We start from the raw sequence: 21876 nt of genomic DNA on the forward strand, positions 1-21876 counted from the left end.
TTCATTTTTCTAATTAGTTTAAATCAACCGAGATAACTTCAGTATCTTTTGTACCTCGAAGCGTTACTGTATCAGGTTGAATTTTTAAAATAACAATATTAGGATCATCTTTTCCATCAAAAATAAGATTCATGTATGGGCTCCACAAATGCTCGATCAGCGATTGATCCTCCGTAATCGTAACTTGTCCCGCAATTTCAACGTATTTATTATTCAGCAGTCCTGTATCGTATCCTAATAAAATAAACGCATTAGGGTTTTCTTCTAAATCTTCTACTTTGTCTGTTCGTTTATCGGTTAACGTGTAAAGAATAAAACCTTCATTAAAAAAAGTCATGTAACGAGATACGGGTTTATTACCTGAGATAGTCGACAGAGTTCCTATATTATTCTTTTCAATAATTTTTAAAGCTTTTTCGCGTTCATCAGCCATAATTGCATCCCTCCATTTTTCATTTATTATGTCATAACCTGAGTTCTTATTCAAAGAATACGCTTTCTACAAGTAGGAATCCATATCTTTTTACACTATTTTTTACATATGTCATACTAAGGATAACTTTCATTTGAACTAAGTTTCTATATTGTTGCCTAAACTATTCTGAACTACAATGAGGAGGAATTAAGATGGATCTAGCGAACTACCGTATCACTCCAAACCAGACACCAATAAAATTATCTGATTACCCTACTACTGACAACAAACACTTTAACGAAGAAGAGCTGAAAGAAAAATTGATTCCTGAGAGCATAAAAAAATTACAAGAGTTGCATTTAAAACTTCATGCGGAAGAACAAAAAGGCATTATGGTCGTTCTGCAAGCGATCGATGCCGGTGGGAAAGATGAAGCCATCAGTTTTATTTTTTCGAACTTAACAGCTCAAGGTTTAAAAACGACTTCTGTAAAAAAGCCTTCTGAAACTGAGGTAAAACACGATTACCTTTGGAGGATTCACGAAGGAAAACCTGCCAGAGGAGAAATCAGTATTTTAAATCGATCTTATTATGAAGAAGTGATCGCCCCGCGTATTCATGATGTATTGGATCAGGATCCTCTTCCAGACCATTTGATTGATGACGATATTTGGGTAACTCGTTTTCGTCAATTAAATGATTTTGAACGTTACATGACAGAAAATGGATTTCCGGTCATTAAGTTTTTCTTTCATGTTTCGAAAGATGTCCAAAAAGAACGATTACTTGAACGAATGAAAGATCCCAAGAAAAATTGGGAGTTTTCTTTTAGTGACATTGAAGAACGAAAACATTGGGACACGTACCAAGAAGTTTTCGAAGATATGCTGACGCATACTTCGACAGAATATGCGCCTTGGTATATCCTTCCCGCTGATGACGATTGGTATGCACGCTACATTATTTCTGAAGCTATGATAGATGTGTTGGAAAACCTTGATCCACAATTTCCGGAAATTTCTGGCGAAGACCAAAAAGAACTTGATGAAAGTATCGAAATGCTTGAAAAAGAATAGCCAAATGGTCTTAGTACTTCAACTAACGTTTATTCTGGAATAGACGGATTTACTTGTAAAACCTACTTCTCCTGAAATGTCGGGTCTTTAATTGAACTCAGTAACCCGCACTAAAAAGTATAGTCTCTGGATTGCAGCCAAGTCCCATTGGCTGCTTTTTTGATTCGTATGCTACACTAACTTTCAAAAACAATGTGGCACAGTACAACTTAAAATTAGAATTGAGACACAAAGAAGAATGACAGATGACTTTTTCGGTCACCGAATGAAATTTTTAGTATGGCACAACAAACCTGAAGCGATGATCACCGATGCAGAAAAAGCCAGTATGGAATAAACTACTTTGTTAAAATTGTTTTTAAAAATTAGTACAAGCAGATTTTACTTAAAGATTCTTTGCTATTTTGTAAAAAAAAGCAATAATCCAAAAAGGACTTTACTGAATTTTGTATTCTCCAGTAAAGCCCTTATTTATATTCATTATTATTCAGACTCGGAAATAACGGTAAAACGTTCATTTTTATGTGTTGCTTGTTCAATTTCATCTACAATAGCAATCGCAAAGTCTGCATAACTGATGTAACTTTGATTTTTTGAATTTACTATAACTTGATCGGTTCCAACTTGATAGGAACCCGTACGTTTTCCTGTTGCATCAAAGTCTAAAGCGGGACTGACAAATGTCCATGTTATCTCATCAGTTTCTTCTAAATCTTCTAAGTTTTTAGCTTGATTAATAGCTGTCGGTTGAAAAAAAGTGGGCAGATCTGGTGTATCCATTACTCGAATAGTTCGATCTTCATTTACAAACAAGCTGCCTGCTCCACCTACAACGATCAATCTTGTATCAGAGGCTTCTTTTAGTGCTTCAATTAAAATTTTACCAAATTGAACATGCTTAACCGCTTGTTCTTGTTCCATACCCGTACCAAATGCATTAATTACTACGTCATAATTCTTTATATCCTTTGCAGTTAATGTAAACAAATCTTTTTCGACTACTCTTAAATCTTTATCTTTTACTTTTTCCGCATTTCTTACGATTGCCGTAACTTGGTGCCCTCTATCTTTTGCTTCTTTTGCAATTAAACTTCCTGCTCTTCCACTTGCTGCAATAACGGCAACTTTCACTGTCTTATCCCCCTTTAGTTTAGTTACTTCTCTTTCTAATAGATTAACATATGGCTCCATTCATTCAAAATTTCTTACTCTATTATGCTTTATTTACATATCTTTACACTAAATTTGTCTAATTGTCACAAAGTTGTGAACGATTTGTGACAAAAAGTGTTGCATTATTGTCACATTCATAGTAATATATTCCTTGTAGACGATTTCCAATCAAATCGATCAATTATTAATTAGTTTAATTATAAATAGGAGAGTGAAAAAAATGATTACATTGTATACAACACCTAGCTCAGCTTCATGTCGTAAAGCAAAATCATGGTTAGAGGAAAATAACCTACCTTTTATTGAAAAAAATATTTTCAACGAAAGCTTAACTATTTCAGAACTGAAAGCAATTTTACGTTTGACAGAAAATGGAACAGAAGATATTATCTCATACCGTTCACAAGCCTTTCAAAATTTAAACGTACCATTAGATGAGCTTTCTTTGTCTGAAGTATTGGAATTGATCCAAGAAGAACCAAGTTTGATTCGCCGCCCTATTCTAATTGATGAAAAAAGATTGCAAATTGGGTTCAATGACGATGATATCCGTCGTTTCTTACCAAGAGAAGTTCGTCGCATTGATTTGTTAGAAATGCAAAAACAACTTTCTCATATTTCTTAGAACGCCATTATACTTAGCAGGAAAAAGACCAATCTTTCTTCTTGTAAACTAGTATTTTAATCACATAATAATAGAACCCGTTACATTAATGTCTGATGGTCAACCGTTAATGTAAGGGGTTCTTTGCTTTTTAGTTATAAAAGCAGCTTCTTTTAACAAAGGCCTTAGTAAGACCCTGTTAAAAGAAGCTGCTTATTTGTAATCAATTATTTTTTAGCATCCATATCAACTGTATTGTGTAAGCTAGGTGGAGCTGGTTTTAAAACTGGTTTTTCTCCCATCACTTCTGGCACATCTTTATAGATAAATTTCCCGCCATCTGGAGCTTCTCCTGTTGCGAATAGTTTGCTGTCTTCACCTTCAGAAAAGTTGTATAAGATATGGTTAATATCTTGGATTTCCCATTCTGAAACGCCTGAAGGAACAATGATTCCTTCTACTGCTTCAAGCTCTCTAGCAGCTTTGATCCATTGGTTTTGATGCATTGTATCACGAGCTAATAGAAATCCTAGCATATCTCTTACACCAGCATCATTTGTCATATGATACAGTCTAGCTACTTGAAGACGTCCTTGAGATTCTGCATTAATATTTGAACGGAAATCAGCCAGCAAGTTTCCACTTGCAGTAATATAAGAACCACTCCAAGGAACACCGTTTGAATCTTTTGCAGTGGGTCCAAGGCCCGTTACGATCGCATGTTGTAAATCCATGCCTCCCATAACCGCTGCAATAGCTGGATCGCTTTCAAATGCATTTTCTTGTGCATCTACTGGGGCATCATCAAGTAATTGAGCGATCATTGTAGCAATCATTTCAACGTGTCCAATTTCTTCCGCACCGGTATCTAAAATAAGGTCTTTGTATTTTCCATTTCCACGCGTATTCCATCCTTGGAACATATATTGCATAGCTACTGAAATTTCACCATACTGTCCTCCTAGGATCTCTTGCATTTTTCGAGCCATAAGTGGATCGGACTTGTCAGGTTTTGCATGATATTGTAATTCTTTTTTATGAATAAACATCTTTTATTTCCTTCCATTCTTCTCCAATATCTTATTTTTTATTACAACAGTAATTTACCACATAGACCATTTTCCTCGCAAAGAATACGCTCTCAATTTTTAGTTTATTTTATACCTCTTAACAGATTATAAATCAGGGAATTCAGCACTTTCTGTAGTAATAAAAATGGTAGATTCATCTTAAGGTAAAATAAAAAAACACGCTCCTTTTTAAAGCCAGGAAACGTGCAAAAATCAACTTTTTAACTATTAAATCATCATTCTTTTTTCTAATTCATTCAAAACTTCTCTTCTATAAAAAATAATAGTAATAATCAGCATAAACGTACTCAATCCAATCGACAGCCACGCTGGGAATGGATTCAACACCATGTCGAAAAAAAGGAAGACAAGCGGGATCAATCCTATCAATGCAGCACTCAGCAAGTACAAAATATAATCTCCGACTTCTACTTTTACTAAGCGAACAGCGACATACATAGCAACGAGGGAAAAACTACAAATAATTGGTACTGCATAAGTAGTTGACCAAGCTGCCCAACCCTCTACGTAATCCCAATAGATACTTAATAATGACAATGAAACAATTAGATAAACAATGCTTTTAGCAATACTTCGGCGTTTGCGAATGATGATCAAGATTACTAACCACATACTCACAATACCGAATAAAATGATGTTAAGACCTTTCATTGAGTGCAACCAGAATAATTCAATCAACAACGTTAGACTGATAGTCACAATAGAAATGCTCATTAAAATCCGTAAAACTTGTTCCTTATTAAAGCGTAAAGGAATATCTGGATAAGGATTAGGATCCTTCCCTTTTGAAATTCGTTCCAATGGCTGGTGACAAAGAGGGCAATTTAACCAATCGCCTTTAACCGATACATTACAATGCTGGCAATGACTCATGCTTCCTCACTCCTCATATCTGTATCAGTTATTTTGTTGGCCGCAATTGTCACAGGTACTCCAAGAGCCGTTAAATCTCTAACAAATTGTTTATATAATGTTGTCTCAACAAATGGAGAATTCAGGCAAATTGATAGATGTTCTCCGTGACTGATCACACAAAACTGTGGTCTTACAGCAGACGTTTGAAAATAAAACTGATGTACTTGTTCATCGATTGATTTAGGTAATGTTACACTTCCTAAATTAGACATCGCAAATGTTAGATTACGATTATTAAAGTAATTGATCACTTTTAAAATGACGTCTTTGATAGGTCTAATGATCACTCGCGTAAACGGATTGAACTCATAGGCAATCAATTTATTTAATCGTTGCTCTAAACTAACTGGATTAAGCTGCAGTTGCAGTTGTTCTTTAAGTGTTTTGCAAATAACTGCTAAATTTGTTTTTTCTTCAGGATCATACGTGTATTCCAAACGTGTAGTGCTAAAAAAATTTCGTGCAGAGTCTGAATAATAAAATTGTCTTAAATTGACAGGGACCGATACCGCTATTGTCATTCCTTTTTGTACAGCTGGATTCGTTTTTCGAATCGCTTCAATGAACAATGCTATTAAATAAATCGTAAGAGAAGCGTTCTGTTCATGTGCTAATGTCAAAAGATGTTGAATCGGCATATTTAGTTCAACGACATGTGTCCGATTATCAATAGTTCGTTTGCCTTTTATTTGATAAACTTTCTTTTTTTTCTCTTTTTTCTGTTGTGTAGAGGTTTCATATTGCAAGGCTATTTTCCCGTAACGGAGGGCGAATTTTCCAACCGTTTTACTTGCACCCGTTAATTTTCGGATAGCTGATTGTGTAGCTTCTGTATAATTGCGCTGTCCTTTATGGCGAAAGTAATGAATAAAACTATCGGCATTCGTATTTTCTATTGGACGCTTTAATCGGTAACTTTCTTTATTCCATTCAGATGAGTTGTCAGCGTATCGAAGGAAAGCATATTCACTAATTAAATCTTCAAAGAACCACAATGCACCAGTTCCATCTGATAATGCATGAAAAACTTCTAAATGAATACGATTTCGATAATAAACTACTCGAAACAACAATTCCTTGCGGTCATAATGATACAATTGCGCACAAGGGGTTTGTTCGTCTAACGTTACTTTTGGCTTAAGATCGCTTTCTTCTAAGTAATACCAAAAAATACCTCTGCGTAGTACACTATGGTATAAAACATAGGACTCAAACGTATTATCTAGCGCTTGCTGCAACAGTTCGGGATCAACGGGATCTTCCATGGCTGCACTCAGACGGAAAACTTTAGTATCAAAATCAGTCATGGCTGCGAGAAAAATATTAGACGCATTATCCAAACGGACCCATGTTTTCTTCTTCATATTTCTCTCCCTTCCAGCTTAAGTTTCATTTAAAAAATCATTTATAGCTTGATAAGCTGCTGTCACTGGAGTTGCAAATTTAGGATACGTAATGAACCCATGTACCGCTCCTCCAATACGTTGAATTACGACATCGTTCCCTGCTTCTCTTAGAGCAATTCCATACATTTCACCTTCATCACGCAATGGATCAAATTCTGCTGTAATAACCAATGTTTTAGGTTGATTGGTTAAATCTTTTGTCAGCAGTGGTGCTATATAAGAATTTTTACGATTAGCCTTATTTGGTTCATACATTTCCATGTATTCTTGGATTTTTTTAGCTGTCAGCCCATATTTATAGCCATTTGTACGAATCGATTTAAATGGAGAATTTTTCGTATGATCCCAATAAGTAACCGGATAAAGTAAAATTTGTTTGGTTGGCACGGCTTTTCCTCTATCTCTCAATAATAAAGAAACGGCTGCCGCTAAATTTCCGCCGGCTGAATCCCCAATCAAGGTGATTTGTGAAGCATTCCTTAATCCACTTAGCTCCAAATGTGTCATTAAAGTTTCTGCAACTCGATAGCAATCTTCCAACCCGGATGGGAAGGGAAACTCAGGAGCTAAACGATAATCAACGGAATAGACCATTCTTCCAGTTAAATCAGCCATGTTCTTACAGGCACTCGTATAGGTATCAATATCACCTATTACCCAACCGCCACCATGAAAAAACACTAATGCATCTTCATTTAATGGCTCTTTTGGAAAGAAGATACGTACTGGAATATCATGCGATCGATCTTGCGAATAAATTTTCTTATCCATGATGCGGTATCCGTTTCTTGGTTTCTTTGAAAAAAATTGTTGTACTTTTCGTATCCAAACATAATCTTCTTGCATATTGATTTTTGGTGAAGATATTAATTTTAAGATAAATCTAACGAATGGATTCATTGTTTTTTTCCCTTTCACACAAACCATTTCTTTTGTTTAGCATGAATTATCCTATTAAGATTGTCAAGCCAAATTAGTCTTCTATTGTTGATCCATTTATAAAATAATTTGGTTCTATAATTTTTAGTATCGGTAATTAAATTAATTAGTTTAAATTTCTACATTAGTATTGCATGAACAAAAAATTGACTGCTTCTATAGAACATTATCTTTTAAAAGGGACTTTTCAGTTAGATGGTTTTGAGCACCTTATGAAGAATGGAATGGCCGTCACAAGGTGCAGAAACTCATGTTATAGACCATAGGAGTGAAATAAAACTAATCATATGGTATTCAAGGTCGGTTTACGGACCATACGTGTGTGATAAAGCTAATCATATGGTCCACAAAACCTTTTAAGAATAGTGAGGACAAAAAAAACATCCATTTAGCAGATAAGAACATATTATTTATTGAATAACTAGTGATTTCGACTCAAGTCGCTTATTCAGGCATACAAAAAGGTTTGAGATATCACTACTATCCCAAACCTTCTATTATAATTTTAATTAAGTTTATTTCATTTTTCTTTCATCTGGTACAACATCACTTTTTAATAACCATTTATGGAAGAACCATTCTCCTCCACCAATTAAAACGGCTGGAATCAATACCATCATCCATAAATCATTTGTATAATCCATAGAAGTAAGGTAAATCCATAAAATAATTGCAGCTGCTCCTGAGTCGGCAATCGTAGCAGCGACATTACCTATTTTTCTCAAAATAACCAAGTCACCTAAAATATAGATCATGACTACAATGATAACTCCAACAATAGTAGAATCCATGAAACTTACATCATATATTCCTGTCAATACGATCCATAAAATAGCCCAAATCATAATGGCTTTTATTACTAAAGCTTTTACATGTTTCATTTTCCCATCACTCCTTTTTCTTATTTTTATTGCACAAAACAATTGGTAAATAAAATACCAATTGTATTGCTTTGTCTAATGAAAGTTTACCTTACTGCTTATTCAAAATCAAAAAAATAACGACCTGTCGTTTTGTAATCCTACATTCATCAATAAATCGATGTAACAAAAGCTTCGGTTTCTTCAGTTGTCATCATTTTAAGGCCGCTGTACATTTTTTGAATTTCATTTACTATTGCTTTTCCTACTCCTTCTCCTCTGAAGGAAGGCAAGACTGCTAAATGTTGAATAACAAATTCTTGTTTTTGTACTTCAATACCAATAATGCCAATATATTTTCCTTCTTCTTGCCAAAAATACATTTCCCAATTTTTATTCTGCTGGTACCGTAGCATTGTTTGTTGGAGGTGCTTTAATTCATGTCCTTTTGGCATGAGTGATAGCAAACCTAAAGCCACTTTATTCTGGCTATTTCTATACTTAACTAACACTAGATATCTTGCTCCTTTTTACTCATCCTTATTTGTAAAAAAAGATTACCATATCCTCAGCTTCTATACTATTAAAATAACCTTCTTTTTAACTCCTTTTTAAAAGTAAATAAGACAAAAAACTTTGCCAATTTTGCAGCGAAGCTTTTTATCTTATTTAGAATTTTCAAGCAACTAACAAATGATCAATTCTCTAGTTTAATTTGTTTTTTTTCTGATTGTTGATAGGTTTTTACATACAAGCCTTGTTTAGGAGACCATTCAGCATAAACAATGTCTTCCAGGTTTGGATGCCCTTTTTCTTTTAAACTTTCTATCAGCCATTTTTTATCTTTTCCAATAGATTGTAAGGTGTTCATTTCAATGACTTTTTCATCAACTAATAAATAAGAAAATTCTTCATTTCCCTCAGATTCTTTCATCACACTGACCGAACCACCTATTTCTAAAACAGCATATTTGACCATTCTCAAAGAAAAGCAGTTTTGGCTTCTCAGCATAGATCTTAACTGTTCCATTTCAATATGATTACTCTTGATTTCTGATAAATTCAGTTCTCCTTCATAGATTAAAACAGAAGGAATGCCTTTTATGAAATTATTCACTTTATCCTTTTTTTGCACAACCGTTTCCAATAAATAAATCATTATTCCCCATAACGCAACTGCAAATAAAAAATGCAAAATATTTATTTTATCGTCATATAGTGATTCTTCTAAGATTCCGCCAAGAACGAGAGTATAAATCAAATCAAACGGAGTAATTTCTGACAACGTTTTTTTTCCTAAAAGACGTGTAACTAATAGTAACCCTATTAAACCAACGACCAACTTGGACGCTATTTGCAGAAACATCATCTCTTATTCCCTCCTATGTTTTTTTAAGTACTGTATCTACTTTTCAACTTTTTTAATCTCTAGCGGACCTTTTCTACTCTTGTTCATCGGCTTCATTCTAATTCTATCGTACTTAATTTAATTGTCCATTTTATTGATTAGTTAACCTTAGCACAAAATAAAAAGCCTAAAATAGTTTTTAGACTTTTTATTTTTTTACTCTTTAACTATATTTTTCGCTGTTTTTTTGTACGCTTTTTCCATTGCAAGCGTTGCTAGCCAAGCAACTAGGCTTACTAAAAAAAAGAAACCCAACACTGGCCATTTTAATAAAACTATTACCATAACAATTATACTGATTAGCAATAATAAGCTGATTAGTGGTTGACTGATCATTATTACCATACCTGTTAAAAAAAGGCGAGATACAGATACATTCTCTTTTTTTGATAATGGACAGCTGTATAAAGAAGTTAATCCAAATAATATGCCAAAAGTATAAAGAGCGTATTTATAGATTTGTATGCCTGCTGTAGCGGTCATCTGGGTATTTAAAAACCAACTATCTAAAAATAAAATAAACATAATGAAGCAAATTGGCAATCCAATCTTAAAACTACTCCAAAAGTTTTGTTTAAAATAATGCATAAAAGTACGAAAAATAGGTTTAGCCGTTTCTCCATTAGACCAGTCACTCATTAATTGAAACAACGCACCAGTTGCTGGAACGAGTGTAATCAGAGGCAGGGAAAATAACAGCCATACTAGATTAGCAATGGCTAAACGGGAGATCCATTCTGTTCCTTCAACCACACTATTTGTTAAATCAAATTTTTTCATTTTCAACTATCTCCCTTCTAACACAATCTTTCATAAATTAAAAATTTTTTTAAAGCTAACCTTTTGTTCCACCAGTTAAATCCATTCCTTGAATAAAGTATTTTTGAGCAAAGAAGAATAACAGTACTGTTGGAATCATAACCAGAGTTGCCCCCGCCATTAAATAGTTCCACTGAGTAGAAGATTGACTTTGGAACGATTGCAAACCGATTTGTAGTGTATACATATCTTCATCATGAATATAAAGCAATGGCCCAAGAAAATCATTCCATGCTCCATTAAAAGAAGTAATCCCGATCGTAATTAAGGCAGGCTTAGTTAAAGGGACCATCAAACGGCTCCAAATAAATAAGTGGTTGGCTCCATCTATTTGAGCTGCTTCAATTAATTCGTCATTAATGGAAAGATAAAATTGACGCATCAAAAAGATATTAAATGCACTTCCAAAAAATGAGGGCACAATCAGCGGTAAATAAGTTCCTACCCATCCGATTTTGGTGAATAAAATGTATTGTGGGATCATAGTAACAAATCCAGGTATCATCATAGTTGCTAACACTAAAGAAAATAAGAACTTTTTGCCTGGAAAAGAAATTTTAGCAAAACCATATGCAATAAATGAATTAGATACCACATTTCCAAGAACCACAAAAAAAGTGATATACAATGTGTTTTTCATGTATTGGAAAAATGGAAAAGCTTGAATGGTTTCAGTATAATTAGACCATTGAAATGTCTCAGGGAAGAAAGTTGGTGGAAACTGAACAACTTCTTCCATTGGTTTCAAAGAAGTAAAAACCATCCAAAAGAGCGGAGCTAAGAGAACAATACTGATACCGATTAAAAGAATGTATGTGACAATTTGTCCAATTTTTTTTTGTCTTTTCCTGCTCTTAAAATGCTTCTGTTTAGGTACGTCTGTAGCTTCTTTTAAAGATGTTGATTCAATCATTCACTTCGCCCTCCTCCATAGTGTACCCAACGAGGGGCTAATTTCATATTGATAAACGTTAAACTTAATACAATGACAAAAAGAATCATCGACATAGCCATAGCATATCCCATATCAAAAGCTACAAAGGCTTTGTTCCACATGTGTAAATTATAGAACAGTAAGGAATTTGCTGGACCATTTGTTCCACTTTCTGACATAACATAGGCTTCTTGAAAGATTTGAAAAGCTCCAATTGTCGAAGTAACCACATCATAAAAAATAATTGGTGTGATCATTGGTAATGTAATATGACGGAAACGTGCAAATGCACTAGCTCCATCTATTTCTGCTGATTCATATAACTGATTCGGAACATTTTGCAGAGTAGCCAAGTAAAGCAGCATTGCTCCACCTACACTCCACAGTTTCATTAAAATCAGTGCCGGTTTTGTCCAATTCGGATCAAACAACCATGCAGGTCCATCAATACTGAACCAAGACAATACCACATTGACTAATCCTGATGAAGGAGAAAGCATCTGCATCCATAAAACATACACTGCTACTCCGGATAAAATAGCTGGCAAGTAAAAAATTGTTCTAAAAATAGAGATTCCACGGACTCTTTGGTTTAATAATACTGCTAATAAAACACTTCCTATAGCTGTAAGAGGCACGTTAAATAGCACATAATAGCCCGTATTATAAAGTGATTTCCAAAAAAGGTCATCTTGGGTAAACATTCTTTTAAAATTATCCATTCCAATATAATCCATTTTGGAGGTTAAATTATAATTGGTAAAACTTCCGATGAAAGAAAACAGCATGGGTCCAAGCATAAAAATAGCAAAACCAATAATGAATGGTGAAACAAAAAGGAATCCCCACAACGCTTCTTTTTTCTGCTTCTTTGACCATTTATTTTTCTTTTTTAACCTTTCCATTGTGTCACCTCTTCCTTATAAAAATAAACAAAAGGCTGGGACAAATATCCCAGCCCCCTTTACATATCGAAATGATTTTTCTAGAATAGAAGCCAAAAAAGCTAACTTGCTTTTTTGAATAGTTATTTTATCTTTTTATCCATTATTTATTTTGTTCAACAAGGCTTTCAACAGAAGTTTGTGCATCATCCAAAGCTTCTTTGGCTGTTTTGTTTCCAAGCAAAGCCTCATCGATTTGTTCATTCACTAATGCAGAAAAATCTGGAGCTGTTAATGGTACCGGTGTAATAACCGTTTCTTCAAGATTCTTATCTGCCAATTCATAAATCATTTGCCCTTCCTCATCTAAGTCTGGATGTTTCGTCAGATTTTCATTTGCTTCTTTATTTGCCATGATATCAAAACTATTCAACCCAAATTCTTCTTGTACTTCAGTTGAAGTCAGGTATTTCATAAATTCATAGGAATCTTCAGGATTCTCTGCCCCATATGGAATTTCTAATACAAATCCTCCACCCCATGACCAATTGCCAGAGCCTTCTTCATGTTCAGGTAAAGCCACTACGCCAAAATTAAAATCATCCGGTGCATTTTCAAGTAATTCTGTATAGTAATTGATATTTTGTGCACGGATTCCTACTAGTCCAGAAACAAATGGATCTGTTACACCAGAGCCGAATTCTGCTTCATAAGTATTAATGGTATCTTCACCATAGTAATCTTGCCATTCCAAAATCCATTCCAAGGCTTCGATTTTTTCAGGCGTATTAATGGTTACATTCCCTTCACTATCAAACCAGCTGGTTCCATTATCAGCATTTAATGCCCAAACATCTGTACCAAGGTTCCATAATGGATAAAAACCGATTCGTTCCCACGAATCCCCATTTTTCTTGTCCAAAGCTCTTGCATATTCTTCTAATTCTTCCCATGTTTTAGGCGGATTTTCTGGGTCTAAACCAACTTCTTCAAATAGATCTTTATTATAAAAAAGGACTTGAGTATCTGTATTAAAAGGTAGTGCATAGGCTTCATCTTCATAAATGATAGTGTCCCATAGTTGAGGATAAAATCGCGTTTGAATATCTTCGTCTTCTTCATCTAGATAACTTTGAATATTCATTGCTTGTTGTGCATCTGCTCGTTGTTCAACCGAATTAATATCTTGAACAATAATATCAGGTGGATCTCCCGCAGCAATCGAAGCTAATGATTTTGTCCATATATCCCCCCAAGGTTGGTAAACATGTTCTACTTCGATTTCATCTTGCGAAGCATTGAAGTCTTCAATAATTGCTTCAATTTTTTCACGACGAGGACCAGATCCCCAAAATGACCAAAATTCTAAAGTCGTTTTCCCATCACTATTTTCTGTTGTTGATCCTTCATTTCCATTACCACATGCTGCTAATATAAGTGCAGTTCCTGCTATCAAACTTAGTGATAGCCATGATCGTTTTCTTTTCTTCATCCCTTACCAACCTTCCTTTACATTCTGTCCTTTTTTTGCCAAATGATACTGACTAACGCAACCGTTATCAACACTTATATAACAGCGCCTCTCCACAAATAATGTACTATAGTTTCGAAGTATTCAACTAATAGCCTTTTTTGAAAGTTTTATTCATAGACTCCAAACCTGTTCTATTTTTACCCCTATTTCTAGAAAATCAATGGACCTCTATTTTTAAGCTTTTTAATACATCTAGCGTTTCCTTATGCAATTCTTCAGTAGATCCTACACACACATTTTCCAATACACTGATGGTAGCAAGTGGGAAAGAATTGTGTAACATAATGGCATTAGACAATACACACACATTCGTTTCAACACCGACAAATTCAATGATTCGATCAGGATCATCTTCATATTGATTTCTTAATTCTTCTGCATCTTCAGGCGAAATGGAATGAAATTTCTTTTTAAGCGCATGATGTTTTTTTAAAGCTTCTTTCAAAGGCCCGAAAAGTTCTAGACCCCATTTTTTTTCTTCATCTGAACGATTATCATCTTCTAGCTCATGTTGATTTAGTGTGTAATAAATTGGTTCACCTTTTTTTTCTTGATCTTTTATTTCTTGGATTATCTTGGGTACTAACTTTTCAGCATTTTTCACTGAAAGGATCCCTTTTTCTTCGTCTACAAAATCATTTTGCATATCGATTACAAAAAGCATGTTAGCTCCTCCTTTTTTACTTGAACACTAAAAAAGCTACACATTTCGTGTAACTTTTTTAGCGACCTAATCTACCTTTTTTTCGCTCTATTGCTTGATCAATTCATTACTTAGGATGATCCTCTATATTTGGTAAATGAGGATCTGCAAGTGTACCACCATTAGAGTCTTTGTTTGATGATCCCGGTGTTGGTCCTACTCCTGGAATAATCGGATTTACCCCAAAACCTGGAGCCGTAGTATTCGCATTTGGAGCAACAAAGATTGGTTGGGCTTTTTGATCATCTTCTATCTGCTGAGTATCATCATCGATAAGTACCACAAATTCGTCGTTTTTAATGGCATCAGTGTATTTTTGTGTTGTTTCCTTATCAAAACCATATTTTCCAAGTGGACTGTCTTCCTCATTTGAAAAAACATTTTTTACTTTATCCCATACCGAAGTTGACTGTTCTTCAGTTGTAACAGCTTCAACTTCTGCTAAGGTCTGTCCTTGAATCGCTTCTATATTTTCTTTACTTGCAACTACAGTAATGTTATCTGATCGATAACCTTCTTTTAAAAGTTGTTCAACTTTTGTGGTTGTTTCTTCAATCGTAGGATATGCACCTTGAATTTTTTTCATTTGTCTATTCACGCCTTTCAATTTTTATTTGTCTTTATCATAACAAATAAAACAAACGCTTCCAAAGATAATGCTTTTTGCTCTTCATAAAATTTTCTTTCGAAACTCTATTGGGCGGGTCTAGGATAAATTCCTATTCAAAAAACAGTTTAAAGTGATACAATATAAAGGAAACGATGAAATTGGTATAGAAAAATTAGACGATGCTTTTTAAGGGAGAGAAACGATATGAAACAGAACTTTAATAAACTTGGATTGCTAACCCTTGCTTCTTTTGCCGTATTAAGTGCCTGTGGAAACAATAATGAGAGTGACAGCCAGAACACTGACGAAGAAAAGCAAGTTTTAAATTTATCAGCTGAATCAGAAATGGATACAATGGATACGACAATATCTACTACTAACTTTACGCCGATGAATAATGTTTTTGAGGGACTGATGACCTACGACCTTGATGGAAATCTAGTGCCAGGAAATGCAATGGAGATGCCGGCAGTTTCAGAAGATGGATTGACCTACACTTTTACGATTCGTGACGATGCAAACTGGTCAAATGGTGATACGGTTACTGCAGATGATTTTGTGTTTGCTTGGAAAAGAATGGTGGACCCGGAAAATGGTTCTGGGTATGCTTACTTATTTTCAGGAATCGTTAACAATGCTGAAGCTATTTTAAATGGTGAAAATGCTGTTGCTGATCTTGGAGTTGAAGCAGTTGATGAAAAGACCCTGCAAGTAACGTTAGAAAAACCTGTACCCTATTTCCTTGATGTTTTAACGATTCCATGTTATTTCCCACAAAATGAAGCTTTTGTAATGGAACAAGGTGAAAATTATGGCTTGAATGCTGAGAACGCTATTTATAATGGTCCTTTTACTTTAGCTGAATGGGATTCTACCTCAGGCGATTCTTGGAAATACCTAAAAAACAATGAATATTGGGACAAAGATACTGTTCAGTTAGACGAAATTGATACACAAGTCGTCAAAGAAGTTGGAACCGGACTTAATCTATATGAATCTGGCGAACTAGATTCTATTTCCCTTTCTGGTGATTTTGTTGCTCAATATACTGAAAATACAGATTTTAAAACAAATGATAAGGCTTGGATCTACTACATTGAAGTGAATCATGAAGTTCCCGAATTAGCGAATGAAAATATCCGCAAAGCGCTAACTTATGCCATTAATCGTCAAGGATTCACAGATAATGTTCTCTTAAATGGTTCTCATCCAATTTTCGGCCACGTCCCTAATGGATTATCTAAAAATCCCGAGACAGGTGTTGACTTTCGTGAGGATGCAGGTGATGTAGTCGAGTACAATGTCGCAATAGCTCAAGAAGCTTGGCAAGCAGGGCTAGATGAATTAGGAACAGATAGCTTTTCATTGGAGTTGACGACATCTGATTCTGAAGACAGCAAAAAATTAGCCGAATTCTTACAAAGTGAATTGCAAAATAATCTGCCAGGATTAACGATCGATATTCGACAAATGCCTGATAACTCTAGATTAGATAATATCAAGTCTGGAAATTACCAAATCGCTACTTCTTATTGGTTAGCTGACTTTGCTGATCCAATAAACTTTGTTGAACGTTTTGATACCGATATTAATCGTGGTAATTATTCATTTGAAGACATTGACGCACTTGTTGATCAAAGCAACCAAGAATACGATGATGCTTTAGCAAGATGGAACACGTTAATTGAAATTGAAAAAGTAGCTTTGGGTGAACATTATGTTGATGTCCCAATATACCAAACAGCGGAAGCTTATCTTGAAAAACCTTTTGTAAAAGACATTTACCGTCCGGTTTTCGGTAGCCGCAGCTTCAAATATGCTTCTATCGATGAAGCACAAAAAGACTAGTTTAACTATTAAATCAGTCTAAAAAAACAACCTTCTTTCATAATGAAAAAGGTTGTTTTTTTGCATAGATAGTGTGATTATTGATAATTTATACTTTTCTTAAGGGTTTTCCTTTATACTAAATGAATAACTTATTTAAGGAGCTTATTTGATGAAATTAAAAGTTGTAACCGATTCAACAGTTGAATTAACTAATGAAGAAATAACTCGTTATGGTATTACGATAGTTCCATTATCTTCTATGATCAATAACGTAACCTACCATGATGATATTGAATTATCAAACGAAGAGTTCTTACTAAAAATGAAACAATCCCCTGAATTGCCAAAATCTTCTCAACCGCCTGTTGGGAAATTTTTAGATGCTTATAACCAGTTAACGGCTGATGGAAGTGAAGTGTTATCTATACATGTAACCGAAACCATAAGTGGAACCGTCCACTCTGCTCATCAAGCTGCCGGTTTAGCTAATGGAAAAGTAACTGTTATCGACTCTGAATTTTGTGCTCGCGGACAAGCGTTTCAAGTGCTTGCTGCAGCTGAATTTGCTAGCACTGCTTCTTCAATGGAAGAACTATTAAATCATTTAGAAGATATACGATCAAGAACTGTTCTTTATATCAGTATTGCCAACCTTGAAAATATGATAAAAGGCGGTCGAATTGGTAAAACTATGGGCAAATTTACTTCGTTAATGAATATCAAAGCTACTTTAGAAATGACTGATGGAAAACTTCATTCAGATTCTAAAGGACGTGGAACGAAGTCCATTGTGAAGCGCTATAAAGAAATCTGTCACACACTTCATGATGCACCTAAAAAAGTCATGTCGATTGGTTTTACTCATGTGGGTATGAGCGACTATTCGACTACCATTTTAAACATGTTAAAAACGACCTTTCCACATGTTGAACCAATGGTTTCTTATGCCAGTCCTAGTGTTATGACGCATGCTGGTCCAGAAGCTATTTCTGTTCAGTTCTTATTAGAAAAGTAACTGACATTCAGTCCTATAATAAAAGCCAATCCATTCCTAAAGTAATAGGAATGGATTGGCTTTTTAATGTAGAAAAAGAGTCGAAAATTTGCTTCTTAATTATTAAGCGAATGAAATTCATTGACTCATTTTATATATAGCATCTGCTGTTTCTGTCCAAATATAATCAAAAAAATGAATCTTTGAAAGACACCTTAAAATAAATATGGAACCTCAAAAAAGCTGGTATGTTTCATTCAGCGTTTTTGAGATTTTATTAAAATTGTTTTTACATTTTTATTGGAACACATTTTTTTAACTTTTAGTCATTTTCTACAGATAAGAATTCTCCAGTTTCAGCATTTAAATGCACATCTACTTCATTATTTCCTTCTTCAAATTCGCCGGTAAATAACGGAATTTTTGTATCATCATCTGCCTCTATATTCCAAGAAACCATCGTAGCATTAGGTGCTTCTTCCTCAGCTTTTGCAATCAATTCATCAATAGCCATTACATCATCAGTCATTAACTCTTGATCATCAAAGTCTGAATCTTTCTTTTCTGTGTTGTTTTTTGTTTCTTCCCCGGTTTCTGCATTGACTTCCCATTCAATTTCTTGAGTATCATCAAATCCGTTGATTTCAAATGTATATTCACCAAAATCTTTGTCAAAATCAACTGAAGAGATTGCTGCATCCGGATAAGCTTTTTGGAAATCAGCAACTGCTTGTTCATAGGTTACTGAAAAACTCTTTCCTTCAAAATTTTCTGAAGATGCTACAGAACTAGAGCTTTCAGACTCCATCATTGAAGAACTTTCCATTGAACTAGTTGCCTCAGATTCAGATGTCGAAGCAGGTGCTTCCTCATTTGGTGTTTCTGTACTACATGCGGCTAACAATATTAATGCACTTCCACTAACCAATCCTAATTTTAATTTAGTTAACATATCATCATCTCCTTACTGATATAATAACAAATTAAAAGAAATCTTCCTAAAATTCTGCCTCTTAAAAACTAAAAATCAGGCTTAAGGCGTAGTTTGTACCCTAATTTAAGTTGGTATTTTTGAACACAATTCTTATTTACCTTACTCTAAAAAAGATCCTTATAGGCTTTATCTTTTTTCTAATTCTGATTTCAAGAAATTTGCCAACTCCAACATAGCATATTTTCCTGCTGCTTTTTCAGCATCAGCGTTATAGTTGGTGTTTGTATTGACATCGTAAGCCTGAGCTTGTCCGTTAACATCAAAAATGAATTCAATGGCTGCTACATCAATGTGTTGTCCTTTAAGGAATTGTTCATATTGTTCAATCTGTTCATTTGGCAATGAATCAATGATCGTAAATTTATTCGCTACTGGCACATCACCAATTTGGCAGCTGTCTGCTGGGCATAATTCAAACCCATCACTTGAGTCGACTTTTACAGCATAAAAGAACTTTCCGCCAATGAATTCGGAGCGGACGATCGTCCCATCAGCTGGCTTAACGTATGCTTGAATCAAACTGATGCCATCAATTGAGTCTTCAAATTCAGGGCCATCAACGTAAGCTTTTAGCTCTTCTATAGAGTTCAACAATCGAACTCCAAGACCTTTTCCAGCACGATTGTGTTTAATGATAAAAGGAAATTGATTTAACTTTTCAGCTGCTTTAAGAATGTTTTCTTTTCCTACAGCTCCATAAGTCTCTGGTGTCTTGATTCCATATTTTTGTAAGGCTAAATGTTGTTTCAATTTGCTTACTTCTAACTCGATGGCTTTAGTCCCATTAAAGACCACCGCATGATGGCTTTCCAACCACGTTAAAAGATTATCCGTTAATTCAGGAGCGTATCGATGTCCGCGAGTATGCGAGGAAGCACTCATTCGATTATAAAAAATTCCTTCTGGAGGTTCTTCTTGAATATCAATCATGCCATCAGATAAATCCCATAATTCATAAGGAGCCTTTAGCTCATCTAATCGTGCTGTTAAATGTCTTGTCCAATCATTATTTTCATGTATAATATAAATTTTTTTCACGTTTATCTGCTCCCTGTGCTAGTTTATTTTTTTCTTGTTAGTTAGCTGTCTATTTCAGTTCTTTTGCCATTTGTACCCGTGTTTTACCGTAAGCCAATTCTTTTTCTGTCTGAGCAATAATAACTGGCGCTAATGCATTTCCAATCACGTTAACTGCAGAACGACCCATATTGATAAAGAAATCTACTGAAACCATCAAAGCCACTCCTTCAGCCGGCAAGCCAAGTTGCGTCGCTGCCGCTAGTAACACTACGACCGCTCCTGATGGAACAGTTGCGATCCCTTTGGTAACAATCGTTAAGAATAAGACTAATGCAATAATTTCTCCTAACCCTAACGTTACATCATACATATTAACAATAAACATAGTTGCTAAGCTAATATAGACACATGCTCCATTTAAATTAAATGAATAGCCTAGTGGTGTAACAAATGAAGAAACTGCTGGCGACACCCCATATTTCTTTAGTCGATCAATCAAAGAAGGCAAAACGACACTTGAACTTCCAGTCGTAAATACGACTAGGACAAGATCTCCAATAGTTTTTAATAAAGCAAAGTAAGGTATATGGAATAGCCAAGCTATAATGGGAAAAATCACAAAAACGACAACTGCAAATGCTACATACGTAAATAGGACAAATTGGCCTAATGAAAATAAGTTTCCGATTCCATAAGCTGCTATATCGTAAGCTAGAAAGCCGAATACTCCAATAGGCGCAAAGGAAATCGCATAGTCAATCATTTTAAACATGGCTTGAGACCATGATTCAAAGAACGAAATAACAGGTTGAGCTTTTTCTCCTATTGAGACTAAAGCCAATCCGAGTAAGACGCCAAAAAAGAGGATCGGCAATAGATTGCCTTCTGCGAAAGCTTGAAATAGATTACTGGGTACAATACTCAAGAAAAAGGTTTGAAAATCAATCCCGCTGGCAATACCGTCAAGCGATTCAGTCGTCATGTTTCCCGCTTCAAAATGACTGCCGATAGCTGTCCATTTTCCGGCTAAGATACTCAGAATAATCAACCCTGTAGTGACCGAAAAAAAGTACACAAAAGATTTTCCCGCTACTTTCCCAAAACTTTTAGTATCACTGATGTTGACGATAGCTAAAATAATGACTGGGAAAATAAGCGGTATAATGATCATTTGAATTAAATTCATAAAAATCGTTCCAAAAATTTCCAATTGAAGTCCTACCGTTTTGCTAAAATAACCTACCACTATACCAGCCATAGCCCCTATCAGGACTTGTATCGTTAAACTGGGCTTTTTGATCCATTTTTTCTTCGTTTTCATGGTCTTCTTTTCCTCCGATTCTATTAAAAAGTACAAAAAAAGTGCATGAGCAACTTACACTCATGCACAGACGATCCATCTTTATTATTATTGACAAAAATCCCTAAACAACCTAAACAGGCACTTAGTTCTTTTGGAATAAACTATAGAGCTGACCCTTACTTATTTAGTCAGAAAGAAGCCCTACGAAAAGATGATTGCTGATAACATGAGTGGTTCATACAACATGGACAACACAACACGTTTAGACAATTCATCTTTTTCATATTCGCTTCCTCCTTCTTGTTTTAGTTTGTTTTTCTCTAACGGTGAGCGCTCACGCGTTTAAAGTAAGCTCATTGTAACA

The 21876-nt window shown here is 34.9% G+C and carries 22 protein-coding genes; 4 read left to right on the forward strand and 18 right to left on the reverse strand.

Annotated elements, in window-relative coordinates; all coding sequences use genetic code 11:
* Nucleotides 1-13 precede the first annotated feature (13 nt).
* Nucleotides 14-433, reverse strand: coding sequence for a pyridoxamine 5'-phosphate oxidase family protein (locus BR65_RS07005; protein WP_034537528.1), 420 nt, complete (start codon nucleotides 431-433; stop codon nucleotides 14-16).
* Between the two features lie 194 nt (nucleotides 434-627).
* On the opposite strand from BR65_RS07005, the gene BR65_RS07010 reads away from it, so the two are divergent.
* Nucleotides 628-1491, forward strand: a complete 864-nt coding sequence (locus BR65_RS07010) for a PPK2 family polyphosphate kinase (RefSeq protein ID WP_023179092.1) — start codon at nucleotides 628-630, stop codon at nucleotides 1489-1491.
* Nucleotides 1492-1974: 483 nt separating this feature from the next.
* Here BR65_RS07010 and BR65_RS07015 read toward each other — a convergent pair whose 3' ends face one another.
* Nucleotides 1975-2622: an NAD(P)-dependent oxidoreductase gene (locus BR65_RS07015; protein WP_034537529.1), complete on the reverse strand. Its 648-nt coding sequence runs from the start codon at nucleotides 2620-2622 to the stop codon at nucleotides 1975-1977.
* A 262-nt stretch (nucleotides 2623-2884) separates the two neighbouring features.
* Between BR65_RS07015 and spxA the strand changes: the two genes are divergently transcribed.
* Nucleotides 2885-3289 carry a transcriptional regulator SpxA gene (gene spxA / locus BR65_RS07020; RefSeq protein ID WP_023179095.1) on the forward strand — a complete coding sequence of 135 codons (405 nt, stop codon included), beginning with the start codon at nucleotides 2885-2887 and terminating at the stop codon, nucleotides 3287-3289.
* Nucleotides 3290-3495: 206 nt separating this feature from the next.
* Here the strand turns inward: spxA and BR65_RS07025 are convergent, their stop codons facing one another.
* From BR65_RS07025 to BR65_RS07085, 13 genes are all read right to left on the reverse strand, one after another.
* Complete coding sequence (locus BR65_RS07025; RefSeq protein WP_034537531.1) at nucleotides 3496-4317, reverse strand: manganese catalase; 822 nt, start codon at nucleotides 4315-4317, stop codon at nucleotides 3496-3498.
* A gap of 249 nt (nucleotides 4318-4566) precedes the next feature.
* Complete coding sequence (locus BR65_RS07030) at nucleotides 4567-5232, reverse strand: DUF6320 domain-containing protein (protein ID WP_034537532.1); 666 nt, start codon at nucleotides 5230-5232, stop codon at nucleotides 4567-4569.
* Nucleotides 5229-6638, reverse strand: a complete 1410-nt coding sequence (locus BR65_RS07035; RefSeq protein WP_034537533.1) for a hypothetical protein — start codon at nucleotides 6636-6638, stop codon at nucleotides 5229-5231. Before BR65_RS07035 ends, BR65_RS07030 begins: the two co-directional genes overlap by 4 nt.
* 18 nt (nucleotides 6639-6656) lie before the next feature.
* Nucleotides 6657-7580 carry an alpha/beta hydrolase gene (locus BR65_RS07040; RefSeq protein WP_034537534.1) on the reverse strand — a complete coding sequence of 308 codons (924 nt, stop codon included), beginning with the start codon at nucleotides 7578-7580 and terminating at the stop codon, nucleotides 6657-6659.
* Between the two features lie 554 nt (nucleotides 7581-8134).
* Complete coding sequence (locus tag BR65_RS07045; protein ID WP_034537535.1) at nucleotides 8135-8500, reverse strand: DUF2512 family protein; 366 nt, start codon at nucleotides 8498-8500, stop codon at nucleotides 8135-8137.
* Between the two features lie 149 nt (nucleotides 8501-8649).
* Nucleotides 8650-8991, reverse strand: coding sequence for a GNAT family N-acetyltransferase (locus BR65_RS07050; RefSeq protein ID WP_034537536.1), 342 nt, complete (start codon nucleotides 8989-8991; stop codon nucleotides 8650-8652).
* Between the two features lie 185 nt (nucleotides 8992-9176).
* Entirely contained in the window at nucleotides 9177-9845 is a 669-nt protein-coding gene (locus tag BR65_RS07055; RefSeq protein ID WP_034538680.1) for a YetF domain-containing protein, read from the reverse strand.
* A 198-nt stretch (nucleotides 9846-10043) separates the two neighbouring features.
* The gene (locus tag BR65_RS07060; RefSeq protein WP_156098855.1) at nucleotides 10044-10667 is read right to left on the reverse strand and encodes a YesL family protein; all 624 of its coding nucleotides are present in this window, start codon (nucleotides 10665-10667) and stop codon (nucleotides 10044-10046) included.
* Nucleotides 10668-10722: 55 nt separating this feature from the next.
* Nucleotides 10723-11469, reverse strand: coding sequence for a carbohydrate ABC transporter permease (locus tag BR65_RS07065; protein WP_425304617.1), 747 nt, complete (start codon nucleotides 11467-11469; stop codon nucleotides 10723-10725).
* 146 nt (nucleotides 11470-11615) lie between these two features.
* Complete coding sequence (locus BR65_RS07070; RefSeq protein WP_034537540.1) at nucleotides 11616-12545, reverse strand: carbohydrate ABC transporter permease; 930 nt, start codon at nucleotides 12543-12545, stop codon at nucleotides 11616-11618.
* A 142-nt stretch (nucleotides 12546-12687) separates the two neighbouring features.
* Nucleotides 12688-14016, reverse strand: coding sequence for an ABC transporter substrate-binding protein (locus tag BR65_RS07075; protein ID WP_034537543.1), 1329 nt, complete (start codon nucleotides 14014-14016; stop codon nucleotides 12688-12690).
* Nucleotides 14017-14215: 199 nt separating this feature from the next.
* Nucleotides 14216-14722, reverse strand: coding sequence for a cysteine hydrolase family protein (locus BR65_RS07080; RefSeq protein WP_034537545.1), 507 nt, complete (start codon nucleotides 14720-14722; stop codon nucleotides 14216-14218).
* A gap of 106 nt (nucleotides 14723-14828) precedes the next feature.
* Nucleotides 14829-15347 carry a YflT domain-containing protein gene (locus BR65_RS07085; RefSeq protein WP_034537547.1) on the reverse strand — a complete coding sequence of 173 codons (519 nt, stop codon included), beginning with the start codon at nucleotides 15345-15347 and terminating at the stop codon, nucleotides 14829-14831.
* 228 nt (nucleotides 15348-15575) lie between these two features.
* On the opposite strand from BR65_RS07085, the gene BR65_RS07090 reads away from it, so the two are divergent.
* Together BR65_RS07090 and BR65_RS07095 are read left to right on the forward strand one after the other, a co-directional pair.
* Entirely contained in the window at nucleotides 15576-17219 is a 1644-nt protein-coding gene (locus tag BR65_RS07090; protein ID WP_034537550.1) for a peptide ABC transporter substrate-binding protein, read from the forward strand.
* A gap of 151 nt (nucleotides 17220-17370) precedes the next feature.
* A complete protein-coding gene (locus BR65_RS07095) occupies nucleotides 17371-18216 on the forward strand; it encodes a DegV family protein (protein WP_034537551.1) in 846 nt (281 codons plus the stop codon).
* Between the two features lie 301 nt (nucleotides 18217-18517).
* On the opposite strand, the gene BR65_RS07100 is transcribed toward BR65_RS07095, so the two are convergent.
* The 3 genes from BR65_RS07100 to BR65_RS07110 all read right to left on the reverse strand — a co-directional run bounded on the left by BR65_RS07100 (nucleotide 18518) and on the right by BR65_RS07110 (nucleotide 21530).
* Nucleotides 18518-19147, reverse strand: a complete 630-nt coding sequence (locus tag BR65_RS07100) for a PepSY domain-containing protein (protein ID WP_034537553.1) — start codon at nucleotides 19145-19147, stop codon at nucleotides 18518-18520.
* A 168-nt stretch (nucleotides 19148-19315) separates the two neighbouring features.
* Nucleotides 19316-20233: an ATP-grasp domain-containing protein gene (locus BR65_RS07105; protein ID WP_187948568.1), complete on the reverse strand. Its 918-nt coding sequence runs from the start codon at nucleotides 20231-20233 to the stop codon at nucleotides 19316-19318.
* 43 nt (nucleotides 20234-20276) lie between these two features.
* Nucleotides 20277-21530, reverse strand: coding sequence for a dicarboxylate/amino acid:cation symporter (locus BR65_RS07110; RefSeq protein ID WP_034537557.1), 1254 nt, complete (start codon nucleotides 21528-21530; stop codon nucleotides 20277-20279).
* Nucleotides 21531-21876 lie beyond the last annotated feature (346 nt).

This window comes from Carnobacterium inhibens subsp. inhibens DSM 13024 (assembly GCF_000746825.1).
In the GTDB taxonomy this organism is placed as follows: Bacteria; Bacillota; Bacilli; order Lactobacillales; family Carnobacteriaceae; genus Carnobacterium_B; species Carnobacterium_B inhibens.